This is a genomic window from Polaromonas sp. (assembly GCF_036676035.1).
GTDB lineage: Bacteria > Pseudomonadota > Gammaproteobacteria > Burkholderiales > Burkholderiaceae_C > Polaromonas.
Genome location: NZ_JAKFDR010000011.1, coordinates 141,083 through 165,923, shown reverse-complemented (window position 1 = coordinate 165,923; position 24,841 = coordinate 141,083). Strand labels below are relative to the sequence as shown.

Below are 24,841 nucleotides of genomic sequence, written 5' to 3'. Positions count from 1 at the left end.
ATAACTGAAATGCATAACAGCATCGATAGACTGAGCGATTGAATCCGTGTCGCGTTCGTGACAGCACATCTGCATACCTTAGGAGCCCCACGTCCATGTCTTCCGTTTTGGAACAACCTCTCGCCTTCCACCCGCCACGCCGGGCTCCTCAGCCGCAAGACAAGGGCCGTTGGACGGTCGACGCCATTGAAGCGCTGTTCAACCTGCCTTTCCCGGAGCTGATGCACCAGGCGCAGACCGTGCACCGCGAGAACTTTGACCCGACCCGGGTTGAATTTGCCACGCTGCTGTCGGTCAAAACCGGGGGCTGCCCGGAAGACTGCGGCTACTGCCCGCAGGCCGCCCAGTACGACACCGGCGTGCAAGCCTCCAAGCTGATGGAGCCGCAAGCGGTGCTGGAAGCCGCCCAGCGCGCCAAAGACGCCGGCGCCACGCGCTTTTGCATGGGCGCGGCCTGGCGCGCCCCCAAAGACCGCGACATTGAAAAAGTCGCCGAGCTGGTGCGCACCGTCAAAGGCCTGGGGCTGGAAACCTGCGCCACCCTGGGCATGCTGGAAGACGGCCATGCGCAAACGCTGCAGGCCGCCGGGCTCGACTACTACAACCACAACCTGGACAGCGCGCCTGATTTTTACGGTGACATCATCACCACGCGCGACTACCAGGACCGGCTCGACACCCTGGCGCGCGTGCGCAGCGCGGGCGTCAAGGTGTGCTGCGGCGGCATTGTGGGCATGGGCGAAACCCGCCGCCAGCGCGCCGGCCTGGTGGCCGAACTCGCCAACCTCGACCCCTACCCCGAGTCGGTGCCCATCAACCATCTGGTGAAGGTCGAAGGCACGCCGCTGGCCGACCAGGCCGATCTGGACCCGTTTGAGTTTGTGCGCACCATTGCCGTGGCGCGCATCACCATGCCCAAGGCGCGCGTGCGCCTGTCGGCGGGCCGCCAGCAGATGGGCGACGCGGTGCAGGCCCTGTGCTTTCTGGCCGGCGCCAACTCCATTTTTTATGGCGACAAGCTGCTGACCACCGGCAACCCCGACACCGACGCCGACGTGGCGCTGCTGGCGCGCCTGGGCATGACGCGTTCGGCCCCCGATGTACGCTGAAATGCGCTGAAAGAACCTGCGAAGGTAATTAGACTCTCGCTAATTTTCAGGAGCACCCATGACGCCCACCCCTGCCAACGCCCCCGCCAGCGGTTCAGCCACGCCCTACGGCACGCTGCCGCCGTCGTCCGTGCCCTCGACGCGCAAGCCCATCAGCCTGCCGCGCCTGCGCGAAATGCATGTGCAGGGCGAAAAAATCACCATGCTCACCGCTTACGACGCCACCTTTGCCGCCGTGGCCGATGCCGCCGGGGTCGAGTGCATTCTGGTCGGCGACTCGCTGGGCATGGTCTGCCAGGGCCTGACCAGCACCGTCGGCGTGACGCTGGAGACCATGCGCCACCACACCGACTGCGTGGCCCGCGGCCTGCGCCGCTCGCAAGGTACGGCCTGGCTGATTGGCGACCTGCCCTTTGGCACTTACCAGGAATCGAAAGAGCAGGCCCTGCGCAGCGCCATGGTGCTGATGCAGGCCGGCGCCCACATGGTCAAGCTGGAAGGCGGCGGCTGGACAACGGAGACGGTACGCTTCCTGGTGGAGCGCGGCGTGCCGGTCTGCGCGCATCTGGGCCTGACGCCGCAAACCGTGCATGCACTGGGCGGCTACCGCGTGCAGGGCAAAAGCGAAGCGGCCGCGGCATTGCTGAAGCAACAGGCGCACGAGCTCGAAGACGCCGGCGCCGCCATGCTGGTGCTGGAAATGGTGCCTGCCGCCCTGTCGGCCACGCTGACCCAGGAACTGAGCCACTGCGCCACCATCGGCATAGGCGCAGGCGTGGGCACCTCGGGCCAGGTGCTGGTGCTGCACGACATGCTGGGCATCAACCTGGGCAAGATGCCCAGGTTTGTACGCAACTTCATGGAAGACAGCCACAGCGTGCGCGGCGCCATGGAAGCCTATGTGCAGGCGGTCAAAAATCGCACCTTCCCGGTCGATGCGCAGCACGCCTGGTAGATATGGCCCCCACGCTTGTCGCTTCGCGTGCCTTCGGCGGTACGCTGCCCCTTTTACGGCGAAGAGGGGCTGCCCTTGCTTGGGGCGGCCCTGCGCTGCGCACTCTGGCCCGGCGTCGAAACTCGCCTGTCTGTATAGTCGCCCCTTCCGGCTGAGCCCGTCATTTCACACCATGTCATGAAAATCGTTCAAACCATTGCCGAGCTGCGTGATTGCCTCAGCACCTTCAAGCGCCCCGCCTTCGTGCCCACCATGGGCAATCTGCACGACGGCCACATCGCGCTCGTCACGCAGGCCAAGCCGCAGGGCGACGTCACGGTGTCCAGCATCTTCGTGAACCGGCTGCAGTTTGCGCCGCACGAAGACTTTGACACCTACCCCCGCACGCTGGACGCCGATGCCGAACGCCTCAAGGCGGCCGGCTGCGACGTACTGTTTGCACCGCGCGAAAAAGACCTCTACCCCGAGCCGCAAACCTACAAGGTGCACCCCTCGTCCGAGCTGGCCGACATTCTGGAAGGGCACTTTCGCCCCGGCTTCTTCATCGGCGTGAGCACCGTGGTGTTCAAGCTGTTTTCCTGCGTGTTCGCCGGCAAGCCCGAAGGCGTGGCAGCCTTCGGCAAAAAAGACTACCAGCAGCTCATGGTGATCCGCCGCATGGTGCAGCAGTTTGCGCTGCCAATTGAAATCATGGCCGGCGAAACCCAGCGCGCACCCGACGGCCTGGCGCTGTCATCGCGCAACGGCTACCTGAGCCCCGAACAGCGCCTGGAAGCCGTGCAGTTGTCCATAGCCCTCAAGGCCCTCGGCGAAGCCGCCAAAGCCCCCGGCGCCGCCGATCTGGCCAGCCTGGAAGAGCAGGCCATGCAGACCCTGGCCCGGCGCGGCTGGAAACCCGACTACCTGACAGTGCGCCGCCGCGCCGACCTGCAGCCGCCACGTGGCGGCGCCGCAACGGCCGAGCCACTGGTCGTGCTGGGCGCGGCCCGGCTGGGCACGACACGGCTGATCGACAACCTGGAAATCTGAGCGGCCCGAGGCAAGGGGTGGGTTGGCGGCCTCTCAATACGCTCTCTTTTTGATAGCATATCACGCATATTCGACTGGGGCTGGAGGTCAATTTTACTCATAATGCTTCTTACTCAGCAGTCCGAAACGAAGGCGACGCCCCCTATGCTGTCATTCTGAGCAACGCGAAGAATCTTGCCAGCATACCGAGATCCTTCGCTGCGCTCAGGATGACAAAGCCCCCTAACAATTCATATATGGACTCCCCCTCAACGGCAAGAGCCATGCAAGTGCACGACATCCACCCTTCCGAAGTTGAACCTGTGCGCCAGTTCTTGTGTGCCAATGGGTGGGCGCATCGCGTGGGTGACGCAGCGCAGTTCGCGGCGCTTCTCTCCAACACCCAGCGAACCGCCATTGCGCTGAACGGCGCTCAAATCCTTGGTTTCGCTCGCGGCATCACTGATGGTTTTTCTAACGGCTATCTCTCGATGGTCGTTGTCTCGCCCCCGCATCAGCGCCGGGGGATCGGTAGTGCTCTTGTGCGTCACATCACAGGGGACAGTTCAGGTGTCACGTGGGTGCTTCGCGCCGGGCGCGAGGGTGCGCAGGAGTTCTTCGAAAAACTCGGGTTCAGCGTATCCACCGTTGCAATGGAGCGCCGCCGTGTGTAGCCTCAGGGCGCTGGACTGGCCAGTCAAGAGCCGACTGCCTACGGCGTCGGCTTACTTTCGTTAGCCACCACAAAACCCGCCCCTCATGCGCAGCACCGAGTCAATCCTCATTCGCCGCTTCAATCCCTCAGACGTGGAGTCGTTTTACGCGGCCGTGCGTGCGTCGATTGACGAGCTTTCCTACTGGATGCCTTGGTGCTACCCAGCTTACTCTTTGGCAGATGCTCAGGCGTGGATTCAGTTCACCGAGAAAGCTTGGGCATCGGGTACTGAGTATCCGCTCGGTATTTTCGATGTCCGCAGCGGCGCAGTGGTTGGCGGAACCGGACTCAACCACATCAATAAAGTCTACCGAATTGCAAACATCGGGTACTGGGTAAGCAGTTTATTCACCAACCGAGGCGTCGCCAGGACCGCAGCGCGATTGGTGGCTGATATTGGTTTCAAGGACCGTCAGTTCACCAGGCTTGAAATCGTCGTTCTCAGCAACAATCCTGCAAGCCAACGGGTTGCGCAGGCTGTTGGCGCCCGACTTGAAGGTAAAGCAAGGAACCGTTTGTACTTTCACGGCAAACCTCACGAGGCTTTCGTCAATTCACTTATCCCAGAAGACCTTGCTTCCACTCAAGGCTCGCCACAGCCGCAGCCGAGTGGTGGCTAAGCTCTCCATCGAAAAAATCGGCCTCAGCCCGCATGTAACATACGCACTAAGCTATCAAATAGATAGCTAATGACAAAGAGGCGATGGTCAGCGCCCGCTTGTCAGCCTCACGCTCCCTCGATCACCCGCATCTCGCGTAGCGCCACCGACAGCATGGTCAGATCCACCGCGCCAAGCCCGGCAAGGCGCTGATTGCCAGGCCCGATGCGACATTGACAACGAAAACAAATCGACCCCAAAAGCATCTGCACCTCATCCTTGCCTACAGCGGGAGTGCGCTTGAAGCTCGACGACCTGTCGGCTCATGCCTGCGGCCCGCGCTGCGCGGGCCGCAGTAAGCGGTTCGCGGGTCGTTTCACTCAGGGTCGCTTAACTCATGGGGGCAGGCACCAAGGTGCTGTGTTGTGCACCAAGCCCACCCACAGCCCCCACAAGGATGTCACGGACAAGGCCAGACCCGCCAGACGCACAGCCCATTGGCCCGAACCCTGGCCCCGCAGTCGCAGCCAAAGCCATGGCCCGGCCATCAGGGAAACGCTGCTGCCCAGGGCAAACAGCGCCATGACGGCGGCCCCCTCAAGCATGCTGCTGGTCAGCGCCGCCACCAGCAAGGCAGAGTACAGCAGCCCGCAAGGCAGCAACGCCCACAAAACGCCCAGCAGCAGCGGGGCCGCGCCACGCGAACCCTCGGTAACTGCGCGCACCCTGCCCCAGACCTTGCGCGCGGTGTTTTCCAGCCAGACCGGCTGGCGCGCCTGCCACAGCAGCATCATGCCCAGCAGCGCGGCGGCCACGTGGAACAGCGTCCACACCGGCCGAAGCGCCGCCGATTGAACGCTGAGCCAGCCCAGGCCTTGCATCGAAGCCGCGGCAATACCGCCCAGGCTTGAATAGCCCACGACCCGGCCCGCCTGAAAAATCCACAGCGAGCGCGTGCTCTTGCCACCGCCAGCGCGCCCATTACCGGCAGATGCAGCGGCACATGCGGCGCCGCACATGGCAATGCAGTGGGGCCCGCCGGCAAGCCCCATGAGCAAGGCGGTTGCGGCGAGCGTGGTTTGCATCAGATGATTTTCGAAAACCGCGCCCGGTTGCGGTCTGCCTGCAAGTAGCGGTCAAACACCATCGCAACGGCCCGCACAAAAAACCAGCCCTTGGCTGTCACCTCGATACCGGAATCATTCAGGCTGACCAGTCCCTGCCCGGCCTGCACGCCCAGCGCTTCGAGCTCTGGCGCAAAGTAAGTCCGAAAATCGATCAGGTAAGCCAGCTCAATCGACTCAAACTGCAATTCGCCCTGGCACATCAAGGCCATGATCACCGCACGCCTGACCAAGTCATCGCGCGACAAGGCCAGGCCGCGCACGACCGGCAGCCGCCCCTGGTCCAGATGGTCGTAGTACTCTGCCAGGGTCTTGGCATTCTGGCTGTAAGTAGCACCCAGCCGGCCGATGGCCGAGACACCCAGCGCGATCAAATCGCAGTCGGGCTGGGTGCTGTAACCCTGGAAGTTACGGTGCAGGCGACCCTGGCGCTTGGCAACCGCCAGCGCATCGTTGGGCAAAGCGAAATGGTCCATGCCCACATAGACATAGCCCGCCGCATCAAACGCGGCCAGCGAACGGGCCAGCATGGACGTTCTGGCAGAAGCAGAAGGAAGCTCGGCCGTCACAATGCGGCGCTGCGGCTTGAAACGTTCCGGCAAATGCGCATAGGCGTACAAGGCCACCCGGTCCGGGCGCAGTGCCGTTACCTGGGCCAGGGTGCGATCAAATGATTCCGGTGTTTGCTGGGGCAAGCCATAAATCAGATCCACATTGATCGACTCAAAACCCTGCTTCCGGGCCGTTTCAACCAACGCAAACACCTGCTCTGTGGGCTGAACACGGTGTACGGCTTTTTGCACCGCCGGGTCAAAGTCCTGCACGCCAAAGCTCAAACGGTTGAACCCCAGTTCGGCCAGCACGGCAAGCCGGCCTTCATCCACGGTTCGTGGATCCACCTCGATCGAATACTCACCACCAGGCGCCAGGGAAAAGCTGCGGCGCAGCATGGCCATCAAGGCCCGCAACTCGTCATCGCTTAAAAAAGTCGGGCTGCCGCCGCCGAGGTGCAACTGGCTGACCACCTGGCCCAAGCCGACGTGGGCCGTGTGCAGGTCGACCTCGCGGCTCAGGTAGCGCAAATACGGCTCGGCCCGTTCGTGGTGTTTGGTAATGATTTTGTTGCAGGCGCAGTAGTAGCACAGGGACTCACAAAACGGGATGTGCACATACAGCGACAGCGGCAAGGACATCGCGGCGACGCCGCTGCGACGCTGTTTGAGCGCTTGCACATAGTCGTCCGCAGCAAACGCCTCGACAAACCGGTCGGCCGTCGGGTACGAGGTGTACCGCGGCCCGGTCAGGTCAAATTGGCGCAGCAAGTCAGGCGAAACAACACTCATGAACAAATCCCTTGGGCTAGCACTCTACTCTGCCGCCAATCGCCAAGTCATACCTTGACATGGATCAAGCCCCGGGCAGGCAGGCAAGAGGACAATCGAAAATTCTCAGGAGTCCGTCATGTTCGATAGCGCCATAGTCCCCGCCACCAGCGCCGAAGCGGAAAGTTTTGAAAAATCACCCCGCTCCGTCAAAATAAGCCGCATGAACAAGGAATCGGTCAAGGTAGCTTGCTCGAACTGCAATTTACGCGAGTTGTGCATGCCTGTGGGCCTGAGCGCCGAAGAGCTGATTCGGGTGGACGAACTGGTTGCCACGCGGCGAAGCGTCAAGCGCGGCATGTCCCTGTTCCACAACGGCGAGAAGTTCGCCTCGCTGTATGCCATTCGAACCGGCTTTTTCAAAACCAACGTCACCACGGAAGACGGGCGTGACCAGGTCACGGGCTTTCAGATGGCCGGCGAGATCATTGGCCTGGACGGCATCGTTAACGAGCAGCACACCTGCGACGCCATTGCCCTTGAAGACGCCGAAGTGTGCGTCATGCCTTTTGACCGCATCGAGGAAATTTCACGCGAGGTCAACGCGCTGCAGCACCATGTGCACAAAATCATGAGCCGCGAAATTGTGCGTGACCATGGCGTGATGCTCTTGCTGGGCAGCATGCGGGCCGAGGAACGGCTGGCGGCCTTCCTGCTGAATCTGGTGCAGCGCCTGCAGGCGCGTGGTTTTTCAAAATCAGAGCTGGTGCTGCGCATGACGCGCGAAGAAATCGGCAGTTACCTGGGCATGAAGCTTGAAACGGTGAGCCGCACTTTCTCGAAGTTTTCAGACGATGGCCTGGTCGAGGTCAAGCAGCGCCATATCCAGATACGGGATGCCGAGGCACTCAAGCGCATCGTCAACCCGCAAGTTTGTCGCTGATTTTTCGCCTATTTCCGATCTGTTTTAGCCAGCCATAAAACCAGCCCGCTGCAAGCCATGCTGATCAGCCAGAAGCTGAAAAACGCCATCGTGTAAACCCCCTGACGCGACGGTTGGGAGGTATGGCCCGGCCAATGCACCTCGCCGGGGTCAACCATGGCAAACACCAGCGCTTCCAGCAGGCAGGCCGCCAGGAAGGCCGGCCCGATGATGAGCAGCCCATGCCTGACTTTCGGCACCTCATTCGACTCAAGGTTGTTCATCGCGTTTGCCTCCCGTCGCGCTGTGGTTGCGCCCCATCTGCGCGGGCTGCATGGGAGGCTGCGCCGCCTGCACCTGCTGGCTGATCGCGATTCCTTCCCGGTAGGCGTCGTCCGAGACCAGCGCGTCCGGCCCCCGCATGATGTAGACCGCCGTAACGACGCAAGCCAGCACCGCGGACAGTGGCCCGGCAATCACCAGCCAGACATAAGGCTCCTTCCACCAGGGGCGGGCCGTGGAGATCTGCGAAACATTACGGGTGACCTTGTTAACAGGATTCATGTTTTGCCTTATTGAGCCAAATGTCTAACGGGGAACCAGGAAGACTGCTTTTTCAGTCACCTCATCGTCCGGCGTGGTGATCACGAATTCAATCGGGTGCGAGCCGGCCGTAGCCGCGTTGGGCGGTGCCTGCACGCGCACCGGCACCCAGCGTGAACTGGCGGCATCCACCACCACCGCCGCGTCCGACACCATCCGGACCCCATCAATCCCGTTCACACGAATCTCATACTGCTGGCTGTGTTCAGTGGCATTCATGATTTGCAGGCGGTAGACGTTTTCAATCTGGCCCTGCCCCACCATGCGGGCCATCACCCCGCGGTCGCGCACCACATCCACCTTGAAGCTGGCGCGGGTCAGCAGGCTCCCCAGCAGCCCCAGGCTGATCGCCCCGAGAACAGCGGTGTAGATCAGCACCCTGGGACGCAGCACCCGGCGAAACATGGCCGAGCGGGACAGCTTCTGGCTGATGCCGTTTTGCGTGCTGTTGCGAATCAAGCCACGCGGGTACTGCATTTTGGCCATGACACCGTCACACACATCAATGCAGGCCGAGCAACTGATGCATTCATACTGCAGGCCGTTGCGGATGTCTATGCCCGTCGGACACACCTGCACGCACAGGCCGCAGTCAATGCAGTCCCCTAACCCTTTGGCGTGGTAGTCGGCGGGGGTGTCACTGCGAGGACGTGAGCCGCGGCCTTCTCCCCGCACTGCGTCATAGGTGACGATCAGCGTGTCGCGGTCAAACATGGCGCTCTGAAAGCGGGCGTAGGGGCACATGTACTTGCACACCTGCTCGCGCATCCAGCCCGCGTTGCCGTAGGTCGCAAAGCCATAAAACAGCACCCAGAACAACTCCCACGGCCCCAGCGAAAAGTTGACGACGGCGCTCGACAGCTCTTTGATGGGCGTGAAATAGCCGACAAAGGTAAAGCCCGTCCATAAGCCAATCGCAATCCACGCCAGGTGCTTGGCGCCTTTGCGGGCCAGCTTGACAGCGCTTGGCGGAGCTTTGTCCAGCCGCATCCGGGCCACCCTGTCGCCCTCGATCTTGCGCTCCACCCACATGAAGATCTCGGTGTACACCGTTTGCGGACAGGCGTAGCCGCACCACAGCCGACCGGCAACCGCCGTGAACAGAAACAGCGACAGCGCGCTGATGATGAGCAAGCCCGTCAGGTAAATCAAATCCTGCGGGTACAGCACCAGATTGAAAATGTAGAACCGCCGGGCACCCAGGTCAAACAGCATGGCCTGCCGCTCATTCATGGACAGCCAGGGCAACCCATAAAACACCAGCTGCGTCACCCCTACCATGGCCCAGCGCCACTGGTTGAACCAGCCTGAGACACTGCGGGCATAGATCTTTTTCTCGGACTGGTACAGCGACACCACGGCCGAAGAATCGTCTTCTGCTGCCATGCCGGCAGCCGCACCGCCCACCGCGATGATCGGAATGACCCGTTTCGGCGTGCGCGGAGTGCTGCCGGGAGATGCCACGCCAACCGCCCCTTATTGCGTTTTGGCAGCCGTCGCAAAGCTGCTGCCCGACAGGCTCAGCACATAAGCCGACACCACATGAATCTGCTCGGCCGTCAACTTGGAGGTCTGGGCCGGCATGACGTTGTTTTTGCCGTTTTTGACGATGTTGGCAATCGCGGCCTCGCCCCAGCCATGCAGCCAGTAATCATCCGTCAGGTTGGGGGCGCCCAGCGCCTTGTTGCCTTTGCCGTCCACGCCATGGCAGGCCGCGCAGGCCGAAAACTTTTTCTTGCCGCTGAAGGCCTTGATCTCGTTATGCGGGCTGCCCGACAGCGACAACACGTAATTGGCCAGCTCGCTGATCTCGGCCTCCCCACCAATGGCCGCCCCCATGGGCGGCATCACGCCGGTGCGGCCATTCGTCACCGTCTGCACGATGTGCTCCGCGCCGCGCTGACCCAGCCACGCCGCATTGGCATTGGTGAGATTGGGGTAGGACTTGCTGCCGCGCCCATCAGAGCCATGGCACTGCGCGCAATTGTTCATGAACAGCCGCTCGCCAATGGCCATGGCGCGCGGCTCTTTCACCAGCGCTTCAACCGGTTGCGCGGTGAACCCGGCATAGAGTGGTGCGACCTGGCTGCGTATCTGGGTGACATCTTGACTGTGCTCAGCCTCGGCAGACCATTTCAACAGCCCGGGAAAACTGCCCAAGCCGGGGAAAACGACCAGATAGCCCAACGCGAAAACGACCGTCAAAATGAACAGCCACATCCACCACAGCGGCAGGGGGTTGTTCAGCTCCCGCAAGTCCTCGTCCCACACATGGCCGGTGGTGCTGTCATTGACCTGCCCCGGATGCGCGCTGACCCTGGCTTTGCCGGCCACCCACAACAACCAGGCGCAGGCCAGAATCGACACCAGGCTGATGGCCGCCACATACCAGGGCCAGAAACCGTTTGTAAAGTCACTCATGGGGGCCGCTCCTATTCAGACCGGAAGGGCAGTTGTGCCGCATCGTCAAACTGCGCTTTTCTGGCGGGCAGACAGGCCCACACCAGAATCGCCATGAATACGACAAATGCAGCCACGGTGACCAGGCTGCGCAATACATTGATATCCATGGTGAGGTCCTCTTATTTCAGTGCCAGGCCCAGGCCTTGCAAATAGGCGACCAGCGCATCGAGTTCGGTCTTGCCTTTGACCTCTGCAGGTGCGCTGGCGATTTCGGCATCGGTGTACGGCACGCCCACCGAGCGCAGGGCTTTCATGCGGCGTTGAATCGACTCGGCATCGGCCGGGGCTTTTTCCAGCCAGGGGTAGGCCGGCATGATGGATTCGGGCACCAGATCGCGCGGGCTCACCAGGTGCAGGCGTTGCCATTCGTCACTGTACTTGCCGCCCACGCGGTGCAGGTCGGGGCCGGTGCGCTTGCTGCCCCACTGAAAAGGTCGGTCGTAGACAAACTCACCGGCCACCGAATAGTGGCCGTAACGCAGGGTTTCGGCGACCAGCGGTCGGATCATCTGCGAGTGGCAGTTGTAGCAGCCTTCGCGCACATAAATATCACGACCCACCAGCTTCAGAGGCGAGTCCGGCACCACGCCCTTGATCGCTTGCGTGGTGGATTTCTGGAAAAACAGGGGAACAATTTCAACCAGACCGCCTACGGCTACGACGATCAGAACCAGAACAATCATCAACCAGTTGCTGGTTTCAATTTTTTCGTGTGAGAAAGACATAAGAGGCTTCTTTCAGGCGTGGGCCAGGCTGCGTGGAATCGTGGTGCTGGACGGCTTGCCGGCCAGCACCGTCATGGCGACGTTCCAGGCCATCAGCAGCATGCCGCTCAGGTACAGCAGACCGCCCAAGAAGCGCACCACATAAAACGGATAACTCGCCTTGACGCTTTCGACAAAGGTGTAGGTCAATGAACCATCGGCATTGATGGCCCGCCACATCAGGCCCTGCATCACGCCGGCAATCCACATGGCGGCGATGTACAGCACGATGCCTATGGTGGCCATCCAGAAATGAGCCTCAATCGCTTTGACGCTGTGCATTTTGGTTTGCCCAAACAGGCGCGGCACCAGGAAGTAAAGCGCACCCATCGAAATGAAACCGACCCAGCCCAGGGTGCCGCCATGCACGTGGGCAACATTCCAGTCGGTGTAGTGCGACAGGGCATTGACCGTCTTGATGGACATCATGGGTCCCTCGAAGGTGGCAATGCCATAGAAAGACAGGGCCACAATCATGAAGCGGATGATCGGGTCTTCGCGCAGCTTGTGCCAGGCACCCGACAGGGTCATCACGCCGTTGATCATGCCGCCCCAGCTGGGCGCCAGCAGAATGAGCGAGAACACCATGCCAATCGACTGCGTCCAGTCGGGCAGCGCGGTGTAGTGCAAATGGTGCGGGCCGGCCCACATGTAGGTGAAAATCAGCGCCCAGAAATGAACGATGGACAGGCGGTAGGAATACACCGGCCGCTCAGCCTGCTTGGGAATGAAGTAATACACAATCCCCAGAAAACCGGCCGTCAAGAAGAAGCCCACGGCATTGTGGCCATACCACCACTGCACCATGGCGTCCTGCACGCCGGCATAGGCCGAGTAGGACTTCATCCAGCCGGCAGGAACCACCGCGCCATTGACGATATGCAGCAACGCAACGGCGATGATGAACGCGCCATAAAACCAGTTGGCGACGTAGATGTGCCTGACCTTGCGCAGACCTATCGTGCCGAAAAACGCCATCGCATAAGCCACCCAGGTCAGGGCAATCAAAATCGCAATCGGCCACTCCAGCTCGGCGTATTCCTTGCCGCGGGTAAATCCCATGGGCAGCGAAATGGCGGCCCCGACGATCACCGCCTGCCAGCCCCAGAAATGAAAGGCCGCCAGCTTGTCCGAAATGATCCGCACCTGGCAGGTGCGCTGCACCACGTAATAGCTGGTGGCAAACAGCGCGCAGCCGCCAAAGGCAAAGATGGCGGCATTGGTGTGCAAAGGGCGCAGGCGCCCGAATGACAGCCAGGCAATGCCAAAGTTGAGCTCGGGCCAGGCCATTTGCGCCGCGATGAACACGCCGACCAGCATGCTGACCACACCCCAGACCACGGCCATCACGGCAAACTGGCGCACGATCTTGTCGTTGTACTGCGTGGCATGCGAAGCGGCCCAGCCAGATTGGGATGTACGCATCGCGGGGGTTGAAAGTACGGCACTCATCAAGAAGTCCTCTGTGACCTGAATTGACAGGCAGTGTGCCGCTGGGGCTTGATGAAGGTGTTGATATGGATCAATAGAGATCAAGCCTTGCTTCAAGCCGTTGTGTCCACCGGGCGTTTCTGCAGGCTGCTCATCGTTTCATCCTGAAAAATGCGCTGCCCTTCGCTTTCCATGTCTTCAAACTGACCCGACCAGACCGCCCAGGCCAATACCCCAAGTACGCCAAGCGCCAGCAACACCGACAGGGGAACCAGAAGAAACAAAATGTCCATCGCGACTCAACTCTTTTCTTTCAGGCGCGACAGGCGGGCGGCGTTGGCAATGACCAGCAAGGAACTCAGCGCCATGCCCAGCCCCGCCAGCCAGGCGGGCAGCCAGCCCATCAAGGCCAAAGGCACGCAGACCGCGTTGTAGACGGCAGCCCAGCAGAGGTTTTGCCGCACGATGCGCAGCGTGTGGCGCGCGTGAGCCAGCATCTTGGGCAGCATCAGCAACTGCCCGCCCGGCATGACGAGGTCGGACTGGGCCTGCGCCAGCGGCACGGCCTGCCCGAGCGCCACAGAGACATGGGCACGGGCCAGCACCGGCCCGTCGTTCAGGCCGTCCCCCACCATGAGCACTTTGCGGCCCTGTTGCTGCAAGGCCTGCAAGCGCTCCAGCTTGTTCTGGGGTGTGCAATCGCCCTGCACTTCCTTGATACCCAGCCGCCTCGCCACGCTGCTGGCCGCCGCATGGCTGTCGCCCGACAGCATCTGCACCTCAAGCCCCGCCTTGTGCAAGCGGGTGACGGCCTCATGGGCATCCGGGCGAATTACTTCGTCCAGATCAAACCCGGCCAGCCAGCCCGACTCATCCGTCAGGTAAACCTGCAGACTGTCGTGCGCGGCGCTGTCAAGCTGGCAAAACCGGGCCGAGCCCAAACGAAGCAGACCACAGAAGCCAAACCCGGGCGCTGTGCCGAGTCGGCCTTCAAGCCCGCATCCGGGGATCTCCCGCACACCAGCCACATCCGGCATCGCAACCGTGTCGGCATGATCAAGTCGCGCGCTGTTGGCTGCAGTGACCAAAGCGCGCGACACCGGATGCAGCGAGTGCTGCGCTAGCGCCCCCGCCAGTTGCAACGCCTCTGCGCTTGTCACGCCCGCGCGGGTGCTCACGCCGCGCAAACCCATGCGGGCTTCGGTCAAGGTGCCGGTTTTGTCAAATATCACGGTGTCTATGCTGGCGAGATCTTCCAGCGCCCGCAAACGGCGCACCAGCACACCATGCCGCGCCAGCAGGCCTGCGGAAGTCAGCATGGCGGTGGGCGTGGCCAGTGACAACGCGCAGGGGCAGGTCACCACCAGCACGGCTACCGCTGCCATCAGTCCTCGGGCGGGATCTGTGCCCCACCAATACGCGGCGGCCAGGGCTGCTGCCAACAGCACAAAACCCAAAAATGGCTTGGCCACCCGGTCGGCCTGCACCGCCAGCCGCGGCTTGTCCACCGCGGCCCGCGCCATCAGGGCCACAATCTGCGCGTAAAGGGTGCTCTCGCCGATTTTTTCTATGCGCACCTGCACCGCCGCCGACAGGTTGTGGCTACCGGCCAGCACCGAGGCTCCTAGCGGACGGGTGACGGGACGGGATTCCCCGGTCAGTAGCGCTTCATCGACAAAGGTGTCGCCCAGGACAATCGTGCCGTCGGCCGGAAAGGCCTCACCGGGCAACACACGAACCAGATCGCCGACCACCAGTCGGCGCACGGTTACCCGTTCAAACCCGCCGTGGGCCTGTTGCCGCTCCACGCTGTCGGGCAGCCGTTGCATCAGGCTGTCCAGCGCCCCTGCCGTGCGCGCACGCAGGCGCTGTTCCAACCAGCGGCCGGTGAGCAAAAAAAAGACGAACATCGTCAGCGAATCAAAATAAACCTCTTGCCCCCACCTGCCCTGGGGCTCAAAGGTGGCGGCGCTGCTGACGGCAAAAATGATGACAATGCCCAGCGCCACCGGCAAATCCATGCTGATGCGGCGCCGCCTCAAATCGCGCAGCGCATTGGCAAAAAACGGCGTGCAGGAAAAGAACACCACGGGCAGGCTCAGCACCCAGGAGGCCCAGCGCAGCAGGCTTTGGATGTCTGGCGTGATGTCGCCCGGCCCTGCCACGTAAGCCGGTGTGGCGTACATCATGACCTGCATCATGCAAAACCCGGCCACCAGCCAGCGCCACAACGCCAGACGCGCCGCCCTGCGACCGTGGTCGGAGCTAAATGCATCGGAAGCCGGCAACAGGCGGTAGCCCAGCGCCAGCGGCGCGCGCATCCACTTGGAAGGCCGGGTCAGCGCCGCCGACCAGACAATGCTGGCGCGCTGGCTCGCGGCACTGACCTGGGCGGAAACAACGCCCTGAATACCCAGCAGCGCCTGCTCCAGCGTGAGCGAACAGGCCGCGCAGTGCATGCCGCGCACCACTACCTGCGACTCCCACAAGTCCGTGGTGTCTGCTGACGCTTTGCCCGGGGTTGGCTCGGCGGGTTGGCTGAAAGTGGCCCACTCTCCGGGGTCGTCAAACACGGCAAGATGGCCGGGCCCGGTTTCCCGGATCGCCCCAGGACCGGGCTCGGACAAGTTAGCTAGGAGGACAGCGGCTGGCATGAGCCAAGCCTACCGGCAGCACAAACCGGATACCTTGACATGGATCAAGGACCGGGTCATCAAGGAGGTCTGGCAGGCTGCTGAAATGCCTCGGAACGGAGACCGCCGATTTGCTGCCTCAAGCGTCTATCTCAGGCAGCGTTTTTCCCCAGACGTAGGGCAAGTATTCACCATGCGCGGAGCCGATGAGGTTGCGTAAAAAGAGTTAACTCGTTCGTTGGCCCGCGAAGTCAGTCCAGCACTGTTGCTCAAAATCGTAGAGTTTGCAGCGTCTGGCCGTCTCAAAATACCAGGCCCAGGAAAAGGGCTGAATCACGATGTGGCCGGGCAGTTTGGCTTCCAGCAGCGCCTGTGCCTGCTTGAGGCGATACAGCGGCACGCTCATGTCGACATGGTGCGCCGTGTGTTCCATGATGTGGTGCAGCGCGTTGCCAATGCCTGCACCAAAGGTCAGGTGGACGGTGGTCGAAACAAAGGGGCTGGCCGCTGACCAGTCTTTCTTTTGCGCGTACCAAGCCACGCGGGTGTGGGTGTGATGCACATAGACAACAAAGCCGATCAAGGCATTCCACACCAGCAAGGGCAGAAAAAACGCGACACTTAATAGCCACCACGGCGACTGGCCGGTGGCGTAGGCCGCGTAGACCAGTGCGGTAACCCAGGCCACTGTTACGGCAGTGACCAGCAAGCAGTCGGCCGTAAATATGCCTCGGCGTGTCGGCATCAGTTTTTTTGACGGGAAGTACATGCGCTTGAACCAGATTTCAAGCCCATAGTAAAGCCACGGTGCCCAGCCGCTGCGGTACACCTGTTCCAGGACTCTTCGCCAGACGGGCAGGCGCCGGTAAGCGTCGAGTGTATACGGCTGCCACACAAAGTCGAAGTCCTTGAGATTGGTGTAGCCGTGATGCACGACGTTGTGGCCCATGTCCCACAGGCTGTAGGGTGTGAGTGAGGGCAGGAACACCAGCCGCCCCAGCCAGCGATTGAGCCGGCGGTGCGGGGTAAGGCTCTGGTGGCAGGCATCGTGACCCAAAATAAACAGCCGACCTATGACCAGGCCTGTGACGATGCCGGCCAGCACCTGCAGCGCGGGCTGGGCCAGCAAAACGGCCGCGCTGAGCGCCAATCCAAACAGCAGCAGATCCATCACCACCAGGCAGATGGCGTAAGCCGTGTTTTTGGTGACGATTGGCGCAAGCCATTCTCGAATTATTTTACGGTGCGGGATGACGGTAGCTTGGTGCATAAATTGAATATGAGCGTCCAGGGCGAAGCTTTTGAGCTTAGCGTCGGGAGCTCGCTGCACGTTGATCCACGTCAAGTACTGCTGAGGCCATACGGGCGGTTGCACAATGTGCCCGGCACTGGCCCGACATTGCCATCGTGTCGGAGCAGGACGCGGGCGAGACAGTGGACCTGGTGCGCCAGGTGCTGGAGCCCGCCGGCATCAAGCCGGCGCGCCGCACCACCGAGCTGGCGATTGCCATGCTGCAGCTGTGGGCGGTGCAAAGCTACCTGGACCGCGGCTATGTGACGGCACGTCCGGCCGGCCCTGGCTGGCGGACTTTGTGGCGATCACGCGCGAGAGCTGCTTTCTCACCGTGAGTGAAATTGAATTTTTATGAGCGAAAGTGGCCTCTGGTCCCTGCCAAATAAGCACGAGCAGCTATTAAAACAATAGCGATTCAGGGCTGCGTGCCCCGCCTCACGCTCCCTCGATCATCCGCATCTCGCGCAGCGCCACCGACAGCATGGCCAGGTCCACCGTGCCCGCCGCCTGCTGCTCGGCGAGGAAGCGCCGGTAGCGCTCCAGCGGCACCTGGTTGTGCGTCTGCCAGGCGGCGATCAGCGCATCGGCCGTCTCGAGTGCCGGCGAGAGCCGGATCACGCTGGTCGTCAGCGCCCGCTTGAGCGCGGCCAGGTCGTCGAGCAGCGCGGCGCGCGCCAGCATCTGCCAGTGGGTGTCGACCGGCAGTGCGCTCACGCGTTCGCGCAGCCAGCCGTGGTTCAGGTGCAGGTCCAGCGCGAAGTAGAGGCTGGCGACCAGTTCGAGCTGGCGCTCGCAGGCGGCCGCGACTTCCGCGATGTCGAGCACGGCGGCGATGCTGTCCGCGCCCGCGACGCGACGCGCGAGTTCGGCCGGCACCCCTGCCTGCATCAGCTCGTCACGCCGGGCGCCCTGAGCCGCCGCATCGGCCGGCGCGAGCAGGGTTGCCAGCTGGGGGCCGACCTGGTCGGCCGCCGCGCGAAAGCGCGCGACCGCCTGCTCGATCGCGGTGCGCTCGACCCGGTGCCGCAGGAACCACAGGCTGGCGCGCTCGATCAGCCGGCCAGTCTCGATCAGCATCTGCGCCTGCAGCGCGTCCGGCACCTGGTTGTCGAGCGCATCGATGCCCTGCCAGATGTCCTCCAGCCCGAACACCGCACGCGCGATGATGCAGGCGCGCACGATGTCGGCCGGGGCAGCATCGGTTTCTTCCGCAAGCTGGTGCACCAGGGTCGCGCCGACGCGGTTGGTCAGCGTGTTCGCCAGATAGGTCGCGATGATCTCTCGCTTGAGCGGATGGCGCTGCATTGCGTCGCCAAAGCGCTCGCGCAGCGGCTGCGGGAAGTAGTCGGCCAGCACATGGGCGACGAAGGGGTCTTCCGGCAGGTCGGACGCCAGCAACGCGTCGTACAGCCACATCTTGCTGTAGGCCAGCAGCACCGCGCGCTCGGGCGAGGTCAGCCCCTGTTTCGCGGCCTTGCGCTCGTCAATGTCCTCATCGCTCGGCAGGAACTCGATCTTGCGTTTGAGCCGCCCGGCGCGCTCGAGGTGGCGGATCAGCCGCGCCTCGGGCTCCAGCAGCGCGGCCGCGCGCCGGTTGGCAACCGACAGCGCCTGGGTCTGGTAGGTGTTGTCGGTCAGCACCAACTGGCCGACCTCATCGGTCATCTCGGCGAGCAGCTTGTTGCGCTGCTTGCCGGTCATCTCGCCGTCGCCGACCACCAGGCCCAGCAGGATCTTGATGTTGACCTCGTGGTCCGAGCAGTCGACGCCGGCCGAGTTGTCGATGGCGTCGGTATGAATGCGACCGCCGTGCTGCGCGTACTCGATGCGGCCGAGCTGGGTGCAGCCGAGGTTGCCGCCCTCGGCGACCACCTTGCAGCGCAGCTCGGCGCCGTTCAAGCGGATCGCGTCATTCGCGCGGTCGCCGACCTGCGCATGGGTCTCGCGGCCGGCCTTCACATAGGTGCCGATGCCGCCGTTGTAAAGCAGGTCGACCGGTGCTTTCAGGATCGCGCGTATCAGCTCGTTCGGCGCGATCTCGTCGTCTTCGAGCTCGAGCACCGCGCGCACTTGCGAGCTGAGCGCAATCGTCTTCGCGCTGCGCGCGAACACGCCGCCGCCGGCCGAGATCAGCGCGCTGTCATAATCGGCCCAGCTCGAGCGCGGCAGCGCGAACAGGCGCTCGCGCTCGCGAAAGCTCGCTTCGGTATCGGGATTCGGATCGAGAAAGATGTGGCGATGATCGAAGGCCGCGAGCAGCCGTATATGGCGCGACAGCAGCATGCCGTTGCCGAACACGTCGCCCGACATGTCGCCGATGCCGACCACCGAAAAGTCGCTGCTCTGGGTGTCTACACCCATTTCGCGGAAGTGCCGCTTGACCGACTCCCAGGCGCCGCGCGCGGTGATCGCCATCTTCTTGTGGTCGTAGCCGACCGAGCCGCCCGAGGCGAACGCGTCGCCGAGCCAGAACCCGTAGTCGGCCGAGATCGCATTGGCGTAGTCGGAGAAGGTCGCCGTGCCTTTGTCGGCCGCGACCACCAGGTAGGGGTCGTCCGCATCGTGGCGCACCACGTCCGCGGGCGGCACCACCTGCATGCCGAGCCGGTTGTCGGTGAGGTCGAGCAGCCCGCGCAGAAAGGTCTGGTAGCAGGCGACGCCTTCCTTCAGATACGCGTCGCGGTCGGTCACGGGCGGCGGATTCTTCACCACGAAGCCGCCCTTGGAGCCGACCGGCACGATCACCGTGTTCTTCACCATCTGCGCCTTGACCAGCCCCAGCACCTCGGTGCGGAAGTCCTCGCGCCGGTCGGACCAGCGCAGCCCGCCGCGCGCGACGCGGCCGCCGCGCAAATGCACGCCCTCGACGCGCGGCGCATAAACCCAGATCTCGAACATCGGCTTGGGCTCGGGCAGGCCGGGCACGCGCGCCGGGTCGAGCTTGAACGACAGATAGGGCTTGAACCCACCGTCGGCCGCACGCTGGAAGTAGTTGGTGCGCGTGGTCGCCGTGATCACGCCAAGGAACTGGCGCAGGATGCGGTCCTCGTCGAGGTTGGGCACCTGATTGAGCGCGCCCTCGATGTCCTTGTGCAGCGCCTGCACCCGCGCGTCGCGCCCCTCCCCCTGCGCGGGGTCGAAGCGCGCGAGGAACAGCTCGGCCAGCTTGCGCGCGATCGCCGGGTTGCCGGCCAGCGCGCGCTCGATGTAGGCGTCGCTGAAGGTCGAGCCGACCTGGCGCAGGTAGCGCGCATAGGCGCGCAGGATCGCGACTTCGCGCCAGGTCAGCTGCGCGCGCAGCACCAGCCGGTTGAAGTCGTCGTTCTCGATCTCGCCGACCCAGGCACGCGCGAACGCGTCTTCGAACAGTGCCTTGATGCGCTCGATCTCGATCTCGACGCCGTCGGCGAGCTCCATGCCGAAGTCGTGCACCCACACGGCCTGCGCATCCCGCGGCTCGATGCAGTAGGGGCGCTCCTCGTTCACCTGCACGCCCAGGTGCTCGAGCATGGGCAGGCTCTGCGACAGCGCGACCGGCTGCCCGGCACGGTAGACCTTGAAGCGCAGCGACCCCGGCGCCGCCTCGATCGGCCGGTACAGATTCATCGCGAGCGCGGCCTGCGCGCCATCGTGCGAGCCACTCTGCACGCTTTCCATCAGCTCGATGTCGCGCATCGCAGTGCGCGCCGCATAGTCCTCGCGAAAGCCGGCCGGGAAGGAGTCGCCCCAGCGGCGCAGCAGCCGGTTGCCGTGCTCCTCGCCGCAGGCTTCCAGCAGTGCTTCGGCCAACTCGTCCTGCCAGCGGCGCGTGGTCTGGACGATGCGCGCCTCCAGCTCGCGCACGTCGACTTCCGGGACATTGCCCGGCTGGGTGCGCACCATGATGTAGATGCGCGCGAGCATCGAATCGGACAGCTGCGGCGTGAACTCGGCGCTCACGCCACGAAAGGCCTCCAGCAACAGGTTCTGGATGCGCAGGCGCAGGTCGGTGTTGAATTTCTCGCGCGGCACGAACACCACGCAGGACACGAAGCGGTCGAAACGGTCGCGGCGCACGAACAGCCGGGTGCGCTGGCGCTCCTGCAAGCGCAGGATGCCCAGCGCGATCTCGTAGAGGTCGCTGTCATCGATCTGGAACAACTCGTCGCGCGGGTATTGCTCCAATATCGTGGCCAGCGATTTGGCGAGGTGGCCCTTGGGCAGGAAGCCGGCGTGGCTCATGACGTTGGCCACCTTGCGCCGCACCATCGGGATTTCGCCGGCTGCGGTCGTGTAAGCGGTCGACGTATAGAGGCCGATGAAGCGGCGTTCGCCGAACAGCTGGCCATCGGCGTCGAACAGCTTGATGCCGATGTAGTCGAGATAGCCCGGCCGGTGCACGGTTGCGCGCGAATTGGCCTTGGTCACGAAAATCGGCGACGGCGAGTCGACGATGTGCTGCACGCCGGTCGGCAGCCGGGTCAGATCGGGCGTGACAGGGTCGCGCAAGGCCTCGCGCAGGATGCCCCGGCCGGAGCCCACGACGCCCTGCAGATAGTAGGCGCCGTCCCGCTCGAACGACTGGTAGTCGCGAGTGCCGAGGAAGGTGAAATGATCGTCGGCCATCCATTCGAGGAAAGCCCTCGCTTCCGCAACTTCCGCGACGTCCGCCTGCGCCGCGGTCTGCTCGCGTGCGGCCAGGTCGGCAATCGTGCGCCGGGCCGTCTCCAGCATCTGCGGCCAGTCCTCCACCGCCGCCCGCACGTCGCCCAGCACCTTGATCAGACCGGCCGTCAGTTCCTCCAGGCGCGTCGCCTCGGTACGGCGGTCGACCTCGAGGTGGATGTAGGACTCCAGCCGCGAACCGTCCGCTTGCGCCTCGGCCTGCTCACTGGCCGCCCGCGCATTCGAGATCTGGCCGCCGGCCTCGCGCCAGACACGGAACACCGGATGCACTGCCGCATGCAGCGTCAGGCCGAGCCGGTTGACCTCCATCGTCACCGAATCGACCAGGAAGGGCATGTCGTCGTTGACGATCTCGATCACCGTGTGCTCCGAATACCAGCCGTGCTGCTCCAGAGTCGGGTTGTACACGCGCACGCGCACGCTGCCCGGCGAGAACTTGCGCGCAAACTGCCAGTGCGCCATCGCGGCGCCGTACAGGTCGGCGATGCTGCGGCTCAGCACATCTTCCGCATCGGCCTGCCCGTAGTAGTGGCGCAGGAAAGGCTCGAACGCCGCAAACGCCGCATCCGGCAGGCGCTCGCGCGCGAGCGCCACCACGTCATCGAACAAGCGCGTGACTCTGTCTTCGGTTCTGGCTAGCATGATGTCCCCTCCAATTTCAGGGCTGGCCGTATCGGCGCGTTCCATCTTGCGCCAGCCGCAGGCCTTCAGAATAGTCGATCGGACGAACGGTCGGCAGCGCTGGCCAATGCTGTTTTCTCATCGCATTATGCTTTTTTGCATCAGGTTTGGGGGCAGCGCCGGGGCAGAAATTTTGGGAGACTGCAGGCCTGCCCCCGGCCACCGCAGCACAAGTCGTCACGGTTAATTTGCTACTTTATTTGTAGCACCAGGTGACCATTCCACAAGGGCAGATGGCCAATTTTGTTTATAGTTCTTCTTGCTCAGCAGTCCATAACGAAGGCGACGCCACCCATGCTGTCATTCTGAGCAACGCGAAGAATCCTGCCAGCATACCGAGATCCTTCGCTGCGCTCAGGATGACAAAATATGTCGCACTCCTTTCGGACTGCTGAGTAAATCGAGCCCGGAAACACCGCGCCCAAGCCCGGCAAGACGCTGCTTGCCAAGCTCGAGCGGCATTGACAGGGTGCGGGGTTGAACCGGTAGCGAGGTTTGTGGCCTAATTTATCCGTGAAAGATAAACAACAAAATGTCCGACTCCTGTTTTGAATCAAGAAGTTGCGGCTGCGGTGTTGGCCAGCTTATGCCGCAGGCGGCTGGTTTATACCGCAAAGGTTTGCGGTCTGCATTGCGTTAGGAGTTTCCGATCAGCATCTTGCCGTCCCTGAGCCTGCTAATCGGAATGCCAACTTCACACGTTTGGTTTGGAGACTATTCAGCGCTGTACCTTGAATTGGGCAAGTTGACCCCAGGACGCCCTCGTCCCAACGGTTCGCTTGGAAACTCAATCGGCGACGTTACGGTCTATGCCGGCTTCGGTTGGACGATTGAGCGAAATATGGAGCCCATCGTCACGAGCCAAACTAGGCCCATCCAGTACAAAGCACTGATCGAACGGCTTCGGGGAGCGTCAATTACCTCGATTGGGCTACGTTCCAACGGCAAGGAGTTGGAGATTGTGTTCTCTACTTCTGACCGATTAATCACAGAGCGTTCCGACTCATCCGATCCGGAATGGTCAGTTACCTTTAATGCCCCACCCATGGGCCATCTGAGTGTTGCAAAAGGTGTTCTTTGTCATGAACACGGAAACTCCTAACCAGCCGTATACGGACTCCCCCACAAGCGCAAGAAACTGACCGATAGTTTGGCTGTTGGGGAAGCGCCTGCAGCTTGCAAATGGCTTCGTCGTACACCAGCTCTTGCCAGGCACCTACACCGGCGGCGCGTCGGCGTCTGCAGGCTGGGCTGGTCCGGGGGGCGGCTCTGAAGGCTGCCCAGACCGGCCGGCGAGCCACTGGTAGCCCTTCCACAGCAGCAGGGCCGAGCCCGCGCCCAGCAGCCCATAGCGCAGCAAGGGCCGGCGCGCGCCCGATAGGGCCAGCGACAGCACCGAGCTGACCAGGGGTGCGCGCTTGAGCAGCCCCAGGGCCAGCGGCAAACCTTTGGCCAGGGCCAGGCCCGGAACGCCGCTTTTGAAAAAGCTTGCAGACTGCCGTGCTGCGTCGATGGTGCCGACCATCTCGGCGCGCTCCGTCGCAGCGCGCATCAGCAACAGCTGCTTTCTCAGCGCCCGTTGGCTGGTGGCGTTGGCAGCGGTGTCGCTCATGGTGCGGTTTCGCGCTGCGCGGCGGGTGCCGAAGCGGCCTGCAGGGCCTCACGGTCTTTCGCCATTTCAGCCAGCGTTGCCTGCAAAAAAGGCGGGCGCGTCGCCAGCGCACGCTGGATGCGCCACCAGAACCAAACGCCGAGGCCGAGGTAGCCCGCCGCAAAGATCGCCAGCACCGCCACACGCTGCGCCGCGTCAACGGCCAGCACCACCAGCAGCGTGAGCATCAGCACGCCCACCAGGCCAAAAACCAGCAGGGCCAGCACGCTCAGCAACAGGCTGATCAGCCGCTGCAGTTCTTCTTCCAGCTCCACGCCCGCCAAGGCCATGCGCGTGTGCGCCATGCCCAGCGCCGTGACGAGCAACTGGCGCAATGATGCGAACAGGCGCGGCGGCTGGTCCGCACCCGGGGCGTCTGCGTTTTGGGGTTCCGGCCGGGGTGCGTTCATGCTGCGGATTGGCCCATCAGGCGGTAGCCGTGATTACTTGCGGTTGACCAGCAGGCCAATCAGAAACCCGACCGCAGCGGCAATACCGACGGCCTTCCAGGGGTTCGCATGAACATAGTCGTCGGTGAGCTTGGCCGCCTCTTTGCCCTTGAGCAGCGCCGCTTCCTGCAGCCCGGACAGTTTTTCGGTGGCCAGCTTGAGCTTGCCGGCCGCTTTTTCACGCAGGGCCACGGCGGTTTCGCCGGTGGCCGCAGCCGCCGACTTGAGCAGGTCCTCCACGTCAGCGAGCACCACTTTCATATCGGTGATCAACTTGTCTTTGCTGGTGTTTTCCATCGAGTGCTCCCAAGTGTTAAGTGTTGTTGGTGAAGGTCGGGCGCGGTGCGAGCCCCTTGCCCGCCGGGAGGGATCAGGTTAACCAGAATCGGCTGCGGGGTCAAAAACAATCTGCCCGCAGCATGCCGGCGCGACCGGCCCGCACCCGCAGTCGCT

General features: G+C 62.9%; 24 protein-coding genes. 8 read left to right on the top strand and 16 right to left on the bottom strand.

The features are described from left to right. The first annotated feature begins 38 nt into the window (after nucleotides 1-38). From bioB to V6M61_RS03375, 5 genes are all read left to right on the top strand, one after another. On the top strand, nucleotides 39-1,109 hold the full coding sequence (gene bioB, locus V6M61_RS03395; protein ID WP_442957720.1) for a biotin synthase BioB: 1,071 nt from the start codon (nucleotides 39-41) through the stop codon (nucleotides 1,107-1,109). 58 nt (nucleotides 1,110-1,167) lie between these two features. Beyond that, complete coding sequence (gene panB, locus V6M61_RS03390; RefSeq protein ID WP_332775150.1) at nucleotides 1,168-2,064, top strand: 3-methyl-2-oxobutanoate hydroxymethyltransferase; 897 nt, start codon at nucleotides 1,168-1,170, stop codon at nucleotides 2,062-2,064. Between the two features lie 177 nt (nucleotides 2,065-2,241). Next, complete coding sequence (gene panC / locus V6M61_RS03385) at nucleotides 2,242-3,093, top strand: pantoate--beta-alanine ligase (RefSeq protein ID WP_332775149.1); 852 nt, start codon at nucleotides 2,242-2,244, stop codon at nucleotides 3,091-3,093. A gap of 263 nt (nucleotides 3,094-3,356) precedes the next feature. Beyond that, a complete protein-coding gene (locus V6M61_RS03380; protein WP_332775148.1) occupies nucleotides 3,357-3,746 on the top strand; it encodes a GNAT family N-acetyltransferase in 390 nt (129 codons plus the stop codon). An 85-nt stretch (nucleotides 3,747-3,831) separates the two neighbouring features. Beyond that, complete coding sequence (locus V6M61_RS03375) at nucleotides 3,832-4,407, top strand: GNAT family N-acetyltransferase (RefSeq protein WP_332775147.1); 576 nt, start codon at nucleotides 3,832-3,834, stop codon at nucleotides 4,405-4,407. Between the two features lie 374 nt (nucleotides 4,408-4,781). Here V6M61_RS03375 and V6M61_RS03370 read toward each other — a convergent pair whose 3' ends face one another. Beyond that, on the bottom strand, nucleotides 4,782-5,471 hold the full coding sequence (locus V6M61_RS03370; protein WP_332775146.1) for a sulfite exporter TauE/SafE family protein: 690 nt from the start codon (nucleotides 5,469-5,471) through the stop codon (nucleotides 4,782-4,784). Beyond that, a complete protein-coding gene (hemN, locus tag V6M61_RS03365) occupies nucleotides 5,471-6,853 on the bottom strand; it encodes an oxygen-independent coproporphyrinogen III oxidase (RefSeq protein ID WP_332775145.1) in 1,383 nt (460 codons plus the stop codon). Before hemN ends, V6M61_RS03370 begins: the two co-directional genes overlap by 1 nt. 118 nt (nucleotides 6,854-6,971) lie before the next feature. Between hemN and fnr the strand changes: the two genes are divergently transcribed. Continuing rightward, nucleotides 6,972-7,775 carry a fumarate/nitrate reduction transcriptional regulator Fnr gene (gene fnr / locus V6M61_RS03360; protein ID WP_332775144.1) on the top strand — a complete coding sequence of 268 codons (804 nt, stop codon included), beginning with the start codon at nucleotides 6,972-6,974 and terminating at the stop codon, nucleotides 7,773-7,775. A gap of 8 nt (nucleotides 7,776-7,783) precedes the next feature. Here fnr and V6M61_RS03355 read toward each other — a convergent pair whose 3' ends face one another. The 9 genes from V6M61_RS03355 to V6M61_RS03315 all read right to left on the bottom strand — a co-directional run bounded on the left by V6M61_RS03355 (nucleotide 7,784) and on the right by V6M61_RS03315 (nucleotide 15,669). Beyond that, a complete protein-coding gene (locus tag V6M61_RS03355; RefSeq protein ID WP_332775143.1) occupies nucleotides 7,784-8,038 on the bottom strand; it encodes a hypothetical protein in 255 nt (84 codons plus the stop codon). Further along, the gene (locus tag V6M61_RS03350) at nucleotides 8,025-8,318 is read right to left on the bottom strand and encodes a FixH family protein (protein WP_332775142.1); all 294 of its coding nucleotides are present in this window, start codon (nucleotides 8,316-8,318) and stop codon (nucleotides 8,025-8,027) included. The genes V6M61_RS03355 and V6M61_RS03350 overlap by 14 nt, the downstream gene beginning before the upstream one ends. Nucleotides 8,319-8,342: 24 nt before the next feature. Continuing rightward, nucleotides 8,343-9,743 carry a cytochrome c oxidase accessory protein CcoG gene (ccoG, locus tag V6M61_RS03345; protein ID WP_332775224.1) on the bottom strand — a complete coding sequence of 467 codons (1,401 nt, stop codon included), beginning with the start codon at nucleotides 9,741-9,743 and terminating at the stop codon, nucleotides 8,343-8,345. Between the two features lie 90 nt (nucleotides 9,744-9,833). Beyond that, nucleotides 9,834-10,778 (bottom strand): cytochrome-c oxidase, cbb3-type subunit III, encoded by a 945-nt coding sequence (gene ccoP / locus V6M61_RS03340; protein WP_332775141.1) that lies wholly within the window; start codon nucleotides 10,776-10,778, stop codon nucleotides 9,834-9,836. An 11-nt stretch (nucleotides 10,779-10,789) separates the two neighbouring features. After that, the gene (locus V6M61_RS03335) at nucleotides 10,790-10,927 is read right to left on the bottom strand and encodes a cbb3-type cytochrome oxidase subunit 3 (RefSeq protein ID WP_332775140.1); all 138 of its coding nucleotides are present in this window, start codon (nucleotides 10,925-10,927) and stop codon (nucleotides 10,790-10,792) included. 12 nt (nucleotides 10,928-10,939) lie between these two features. Further along, the gene (ccoO, locus tag V6M61_RS03330; protein WP_332775139.1) at nucleotides 10,940-11,545 is read right to left on the bottom strand and encodes a cytochrome-c oxidase, cbb3-type subunit II; all 606 of its coding nucleotides are present in this window, start codon (nucleotides 11,543-11,545) and stop codon (nucleotides 10,940-10,942) included. Nucleotides 11,546-11,557: 12 nt separating this feature from the next. Further along, nucleotides 11,558-13,009, bottom strand: a complete 1,452-nt coding sequence (gene ccoN, locus V6M61_RS03325; protein WP_332775138.1) for a cytochrome-c oxidase, cbb3-type subunit I — start codon at nucleotides 13,007-13,009, stop codon at nucleotides 11,558-11,560. A gap of 119 nt (nucleotides 13,010-13,128) precedes the next feature. Then, nucleotides 13,129-13,308 carry a cbb3-type cytochrome oxidase assembly protein CcoS gene (gene ccoS / locus V6M61_RS03320; RefSeq protein ID WP_332775137.1) on the bottom strand — a complete coding sequence of 60 codons (180 nt, stop codon included), beginning with the start codon at nucleotides 13,306-13,308 and terminating at the stop codon, nucleotides 13,129-13,131. A 6-nt stretch (nucleotides 13,309-13,314) separates the two neighbouring features. Further along, nucleotides 13,315-15,669 carry a heavy metal translocating P-type ATPase gene (locus tag V6M61_RS03315; protein WP_332775136.1) on the bottom strand — a complete coding sequence of 785 codons (2,355 nt, stop codon included), beginning with the start codon at nucleotides 15,667-15,669 and terminating at the stop codon, nucleotides 13,315-13,317. On the opposite strand from V6M61_RS03315, the gene V6M61_RS03310 reads away from it, so the two are divergent. Then, nucleotides 15,668-15,868: a hypothetical protein gene (locus tag V6M61_RS03310; protein ID WP_332775135.1), complete on the top strand. Its 201-nt coding sequence runs from the start codon at nucleotides 15,668-15,670 to the stop codon at nucleotides 15,866-15,868. The two genes, V6M61_RS03315 and V6M61_RS03310, sit on opposite strands and share 2 nt — an antisense overlap. 6 nt (nucleotides 15,869-15,874) lie before the next feature. Here the strand turns inward: V6M61_RS03310 and V6M61_RS03305 are convergent, their stop codons facing one another. Next, the gene (locus tag V6M61_RS03305) at nucleotides 15,875-16,918 is read right to left on the bottom strand and encodes a fatty acid desaturase (protein WP_332775134.1); all 1,044 of its coding nucleotides are present in this window, start codon (nucleotides 16,916-16,918) and stop codon (nucleotides 15,875-15,877) included. A gap of 137 nt (nucleotides 16,919-17,055) precedes the next feature. On the opposite strand from V6M61_RS03305, the gene V6M61_RS03300 reads away from it, so the two are divergent. After that, nucleotides 17,056-17,277 (top strand): hypothetical protein, encoded by a 222-nt coding sequence (locus tag V6M61_RS03300; protein ID WP_442957719.1) that lies wholly within the window; start codon nucleotides 17,056-17,058, stop codon nucleotides 17,275-17,277. 100 nt (nucleotides 17,278-17,377) lie between these two features. On the opposite strand, the gene V6M61_RS03295 is transcribed toward V6M61_RS03300, so the two are convergent. The 4 genes from V6M61_RS03295 to V6M61_RS03280 all read right to left on the bottom strand — a co-directional run bounded on the left by V6M61_RS03295 (nucleotide 17,378) and on the right by V6M61_RS03280 (nucleotide 24,685). Continuing rightward, a complete protein-coding gene (locus V6M61_RS03295; protein ID WP_332775133.1) occupies nucleotides 17,378-22,249 on the bottom strand; it encodes an NAD-glutamate dehydrogenase in 4,872 nt (1,623 codons plus the stop codon). Nucleotides 22,250-23,504: 1,255 nt separating this feature from the next. Beyond that, nucleotides 23,505-23,900, bottom strand: coding sequence for a hypothetical protein (locus tag V6M61_RS03290; protein WP_332775132.1), 396 nt, complete (start codon nucleotides 23,898-23,900; stop codon nucleotides 23,505-23,507). Further along, entirely contained in the window at nucleotides 23,897-24,349 is a 453-nt protein-coding gene (locus tag V6M61_RS03285; protein WP_332775131.1) for a phage holin family protein, read from the bottom strand. The genes V6M61_RS03290 and V6M61_RS03285 overlap by 4 nt, the downstream gene beginning before the upstream one ends. Nucleotides 24,350-24,382: 33 nt before the next feature. Beyond that, a complete protein-coding gene (locus tag V6M61_RS03280) occupies nucleotides 24,383-24,685 on the bottom strand; it encodes a DUF883 family protein (RefSeq protein WP_332775130.1) in 303 nt (100 codons plus the stop codon). Nucleotides 24,686-24,841: the final 156 nt, after the last annotated feature.

Coding starts and splice junctions, on each gene's coding strand:
- panB (WP_332775150.1), top strand. CDS start 1,168: ATGACGCCCACCCCTGCCAACGCCCCCGCCAGCGGTTCAGCCACGCCC.
- panC (WP_332775149.1), top strand. CDS start 2,242: ATGAAAATCGTTCAAACCATTGCCGAGCTGCGTGATTGCCTCAGCACC.
- V6M61_RS03380 (WP_332775148.1), top strand. CDS start 3,357: ATGCAAGTGCACGACATCCACCCTTCCGAAGTTGAACCTGTGCGCCAG.
- V6M61_RS03375 (WP_332775147.1), top strand. CDS start 3,832: ATGCGCAGCACCGAGTCAATCCTCATTCGCCGCTTCAATCCCTCAGAC.
- V6M61_RS03370 (WP_332775146.1), bottom strand. CDS start 5,471: ATGCAAACCACGCTCGCCGCAACCGCCTTGCTCATGGGGCTTGCCGGC.
- hemN (WP_332775145.1), bottom strand. CDS start 6,853: ATGAGTGTTGTTTCGCCTGACTTGCTGCGCCAATTTGACCTGACCGGG.
- fnr (WP_332775144.1), top strand. CDS start 6,972: ATGTTCGATAGCGCCATAGTCCCCGCCACCAGCGCCGAAGCGGAAAGT.
- V6M61_RS03355 (WP_332775143.1), bottom strand. CDS start 8,038: ATGAACAACCTTGAGTCGAATGAGGTGCCGAAAGTCAGGCATGGGCTG.
- V6M61_RS03350 (WP_332775142.1), bottom strand. CDS start 8,318: ATGAATCCTGTTAACAAGGTCACCCGTAATGTTTCGCAGATCTCCACG.
- ccoG (WP_332775224.1), bottom strand. CDS start 9,743: ATGGCAGCAGAAGACGATTCTTCGGCCGTGGTGTCGCTGTACCAGTCC.
- ccoP (WP_332775141.1), bottom strand. CDS start 10,778: ATGAGTGACTTTACAAACGGTTTCTGGCCCTGGTATGTGGCGGCCATC.
- V6M61_RS03335 (WP_332775140.1), bottom strand. CDS start 10,927: ATGGATATCAATGTATTGCGCAGCCTGGTCACCGTGGCTGCATTTGTC.
- ccoO (WP_332775139.1), bottom strand. CDS start 11,545: ATGTCTTTCTCACACGAAAAAATTGAAACCAGCAACTGGTTGATGATT.
- ccoN (WP_332775138.1), bottom strand. CDS start 13,009: ATGCGTACATCCCAATCTGGCTGGGCCGCTTCGCATGCCACGCAGTAC.
- ccoS (WP_332775137.1), bottom strand. CDS start 13,308: ATGGACATTTTGTTTCTTCTGGTTCCCCTGTCGGTGTTGCTGGCGCTT.
- V6M61_RS03310 (WP_332775135.1), top strand. CDS start 15,668: ATGAGCCAAGCCTACCGGCAGCACAAACCGGATACCTTGACATGGATC.
- V6M61_RS03315 (WP_332775136.1), bottom strand. CDS start 15,669: ATGCCAGCCGCTGTCCTCCTAGCTAACTTGTCCGAGCCCGGTCCTGGG.
- V6M61_RS03305 (WP_332775134.1), bottom strand. CDS start 16,918: ATGCACCAAGCTACCGTCATCCCGCACCGTAAAATAATTCGAGAATGG.
- V6M61_RS03295 (WP_332775133.1), bottom strand. CDS start 22,249: ATGCTAGCCAGAACCGAAGACAGAGTCACGCGCTTGTTCGATGACGTG.
- V6M61_RS03290 (WP_332775132.1), bottom strand. CDS start 23,900: ATGAGCGACACCGCTGCCAACGCCACCAGCCAACGGGCGCTGAGAAAG.
- V6M61_RS03285 (WP_332775131.1), bottom strand. CDS start 24,349: ATGAACGCACCCCGGCCGGAACCCCAAAACGCAGACGCCCCGGGTGCG.
- V6M61_RS03280 (WP_332775130.1), bottom strand. CDS start 24,685: ATGGAAAACACCAGCAAAGACAAGTTGATCACCGATATGAAAGTGGTG.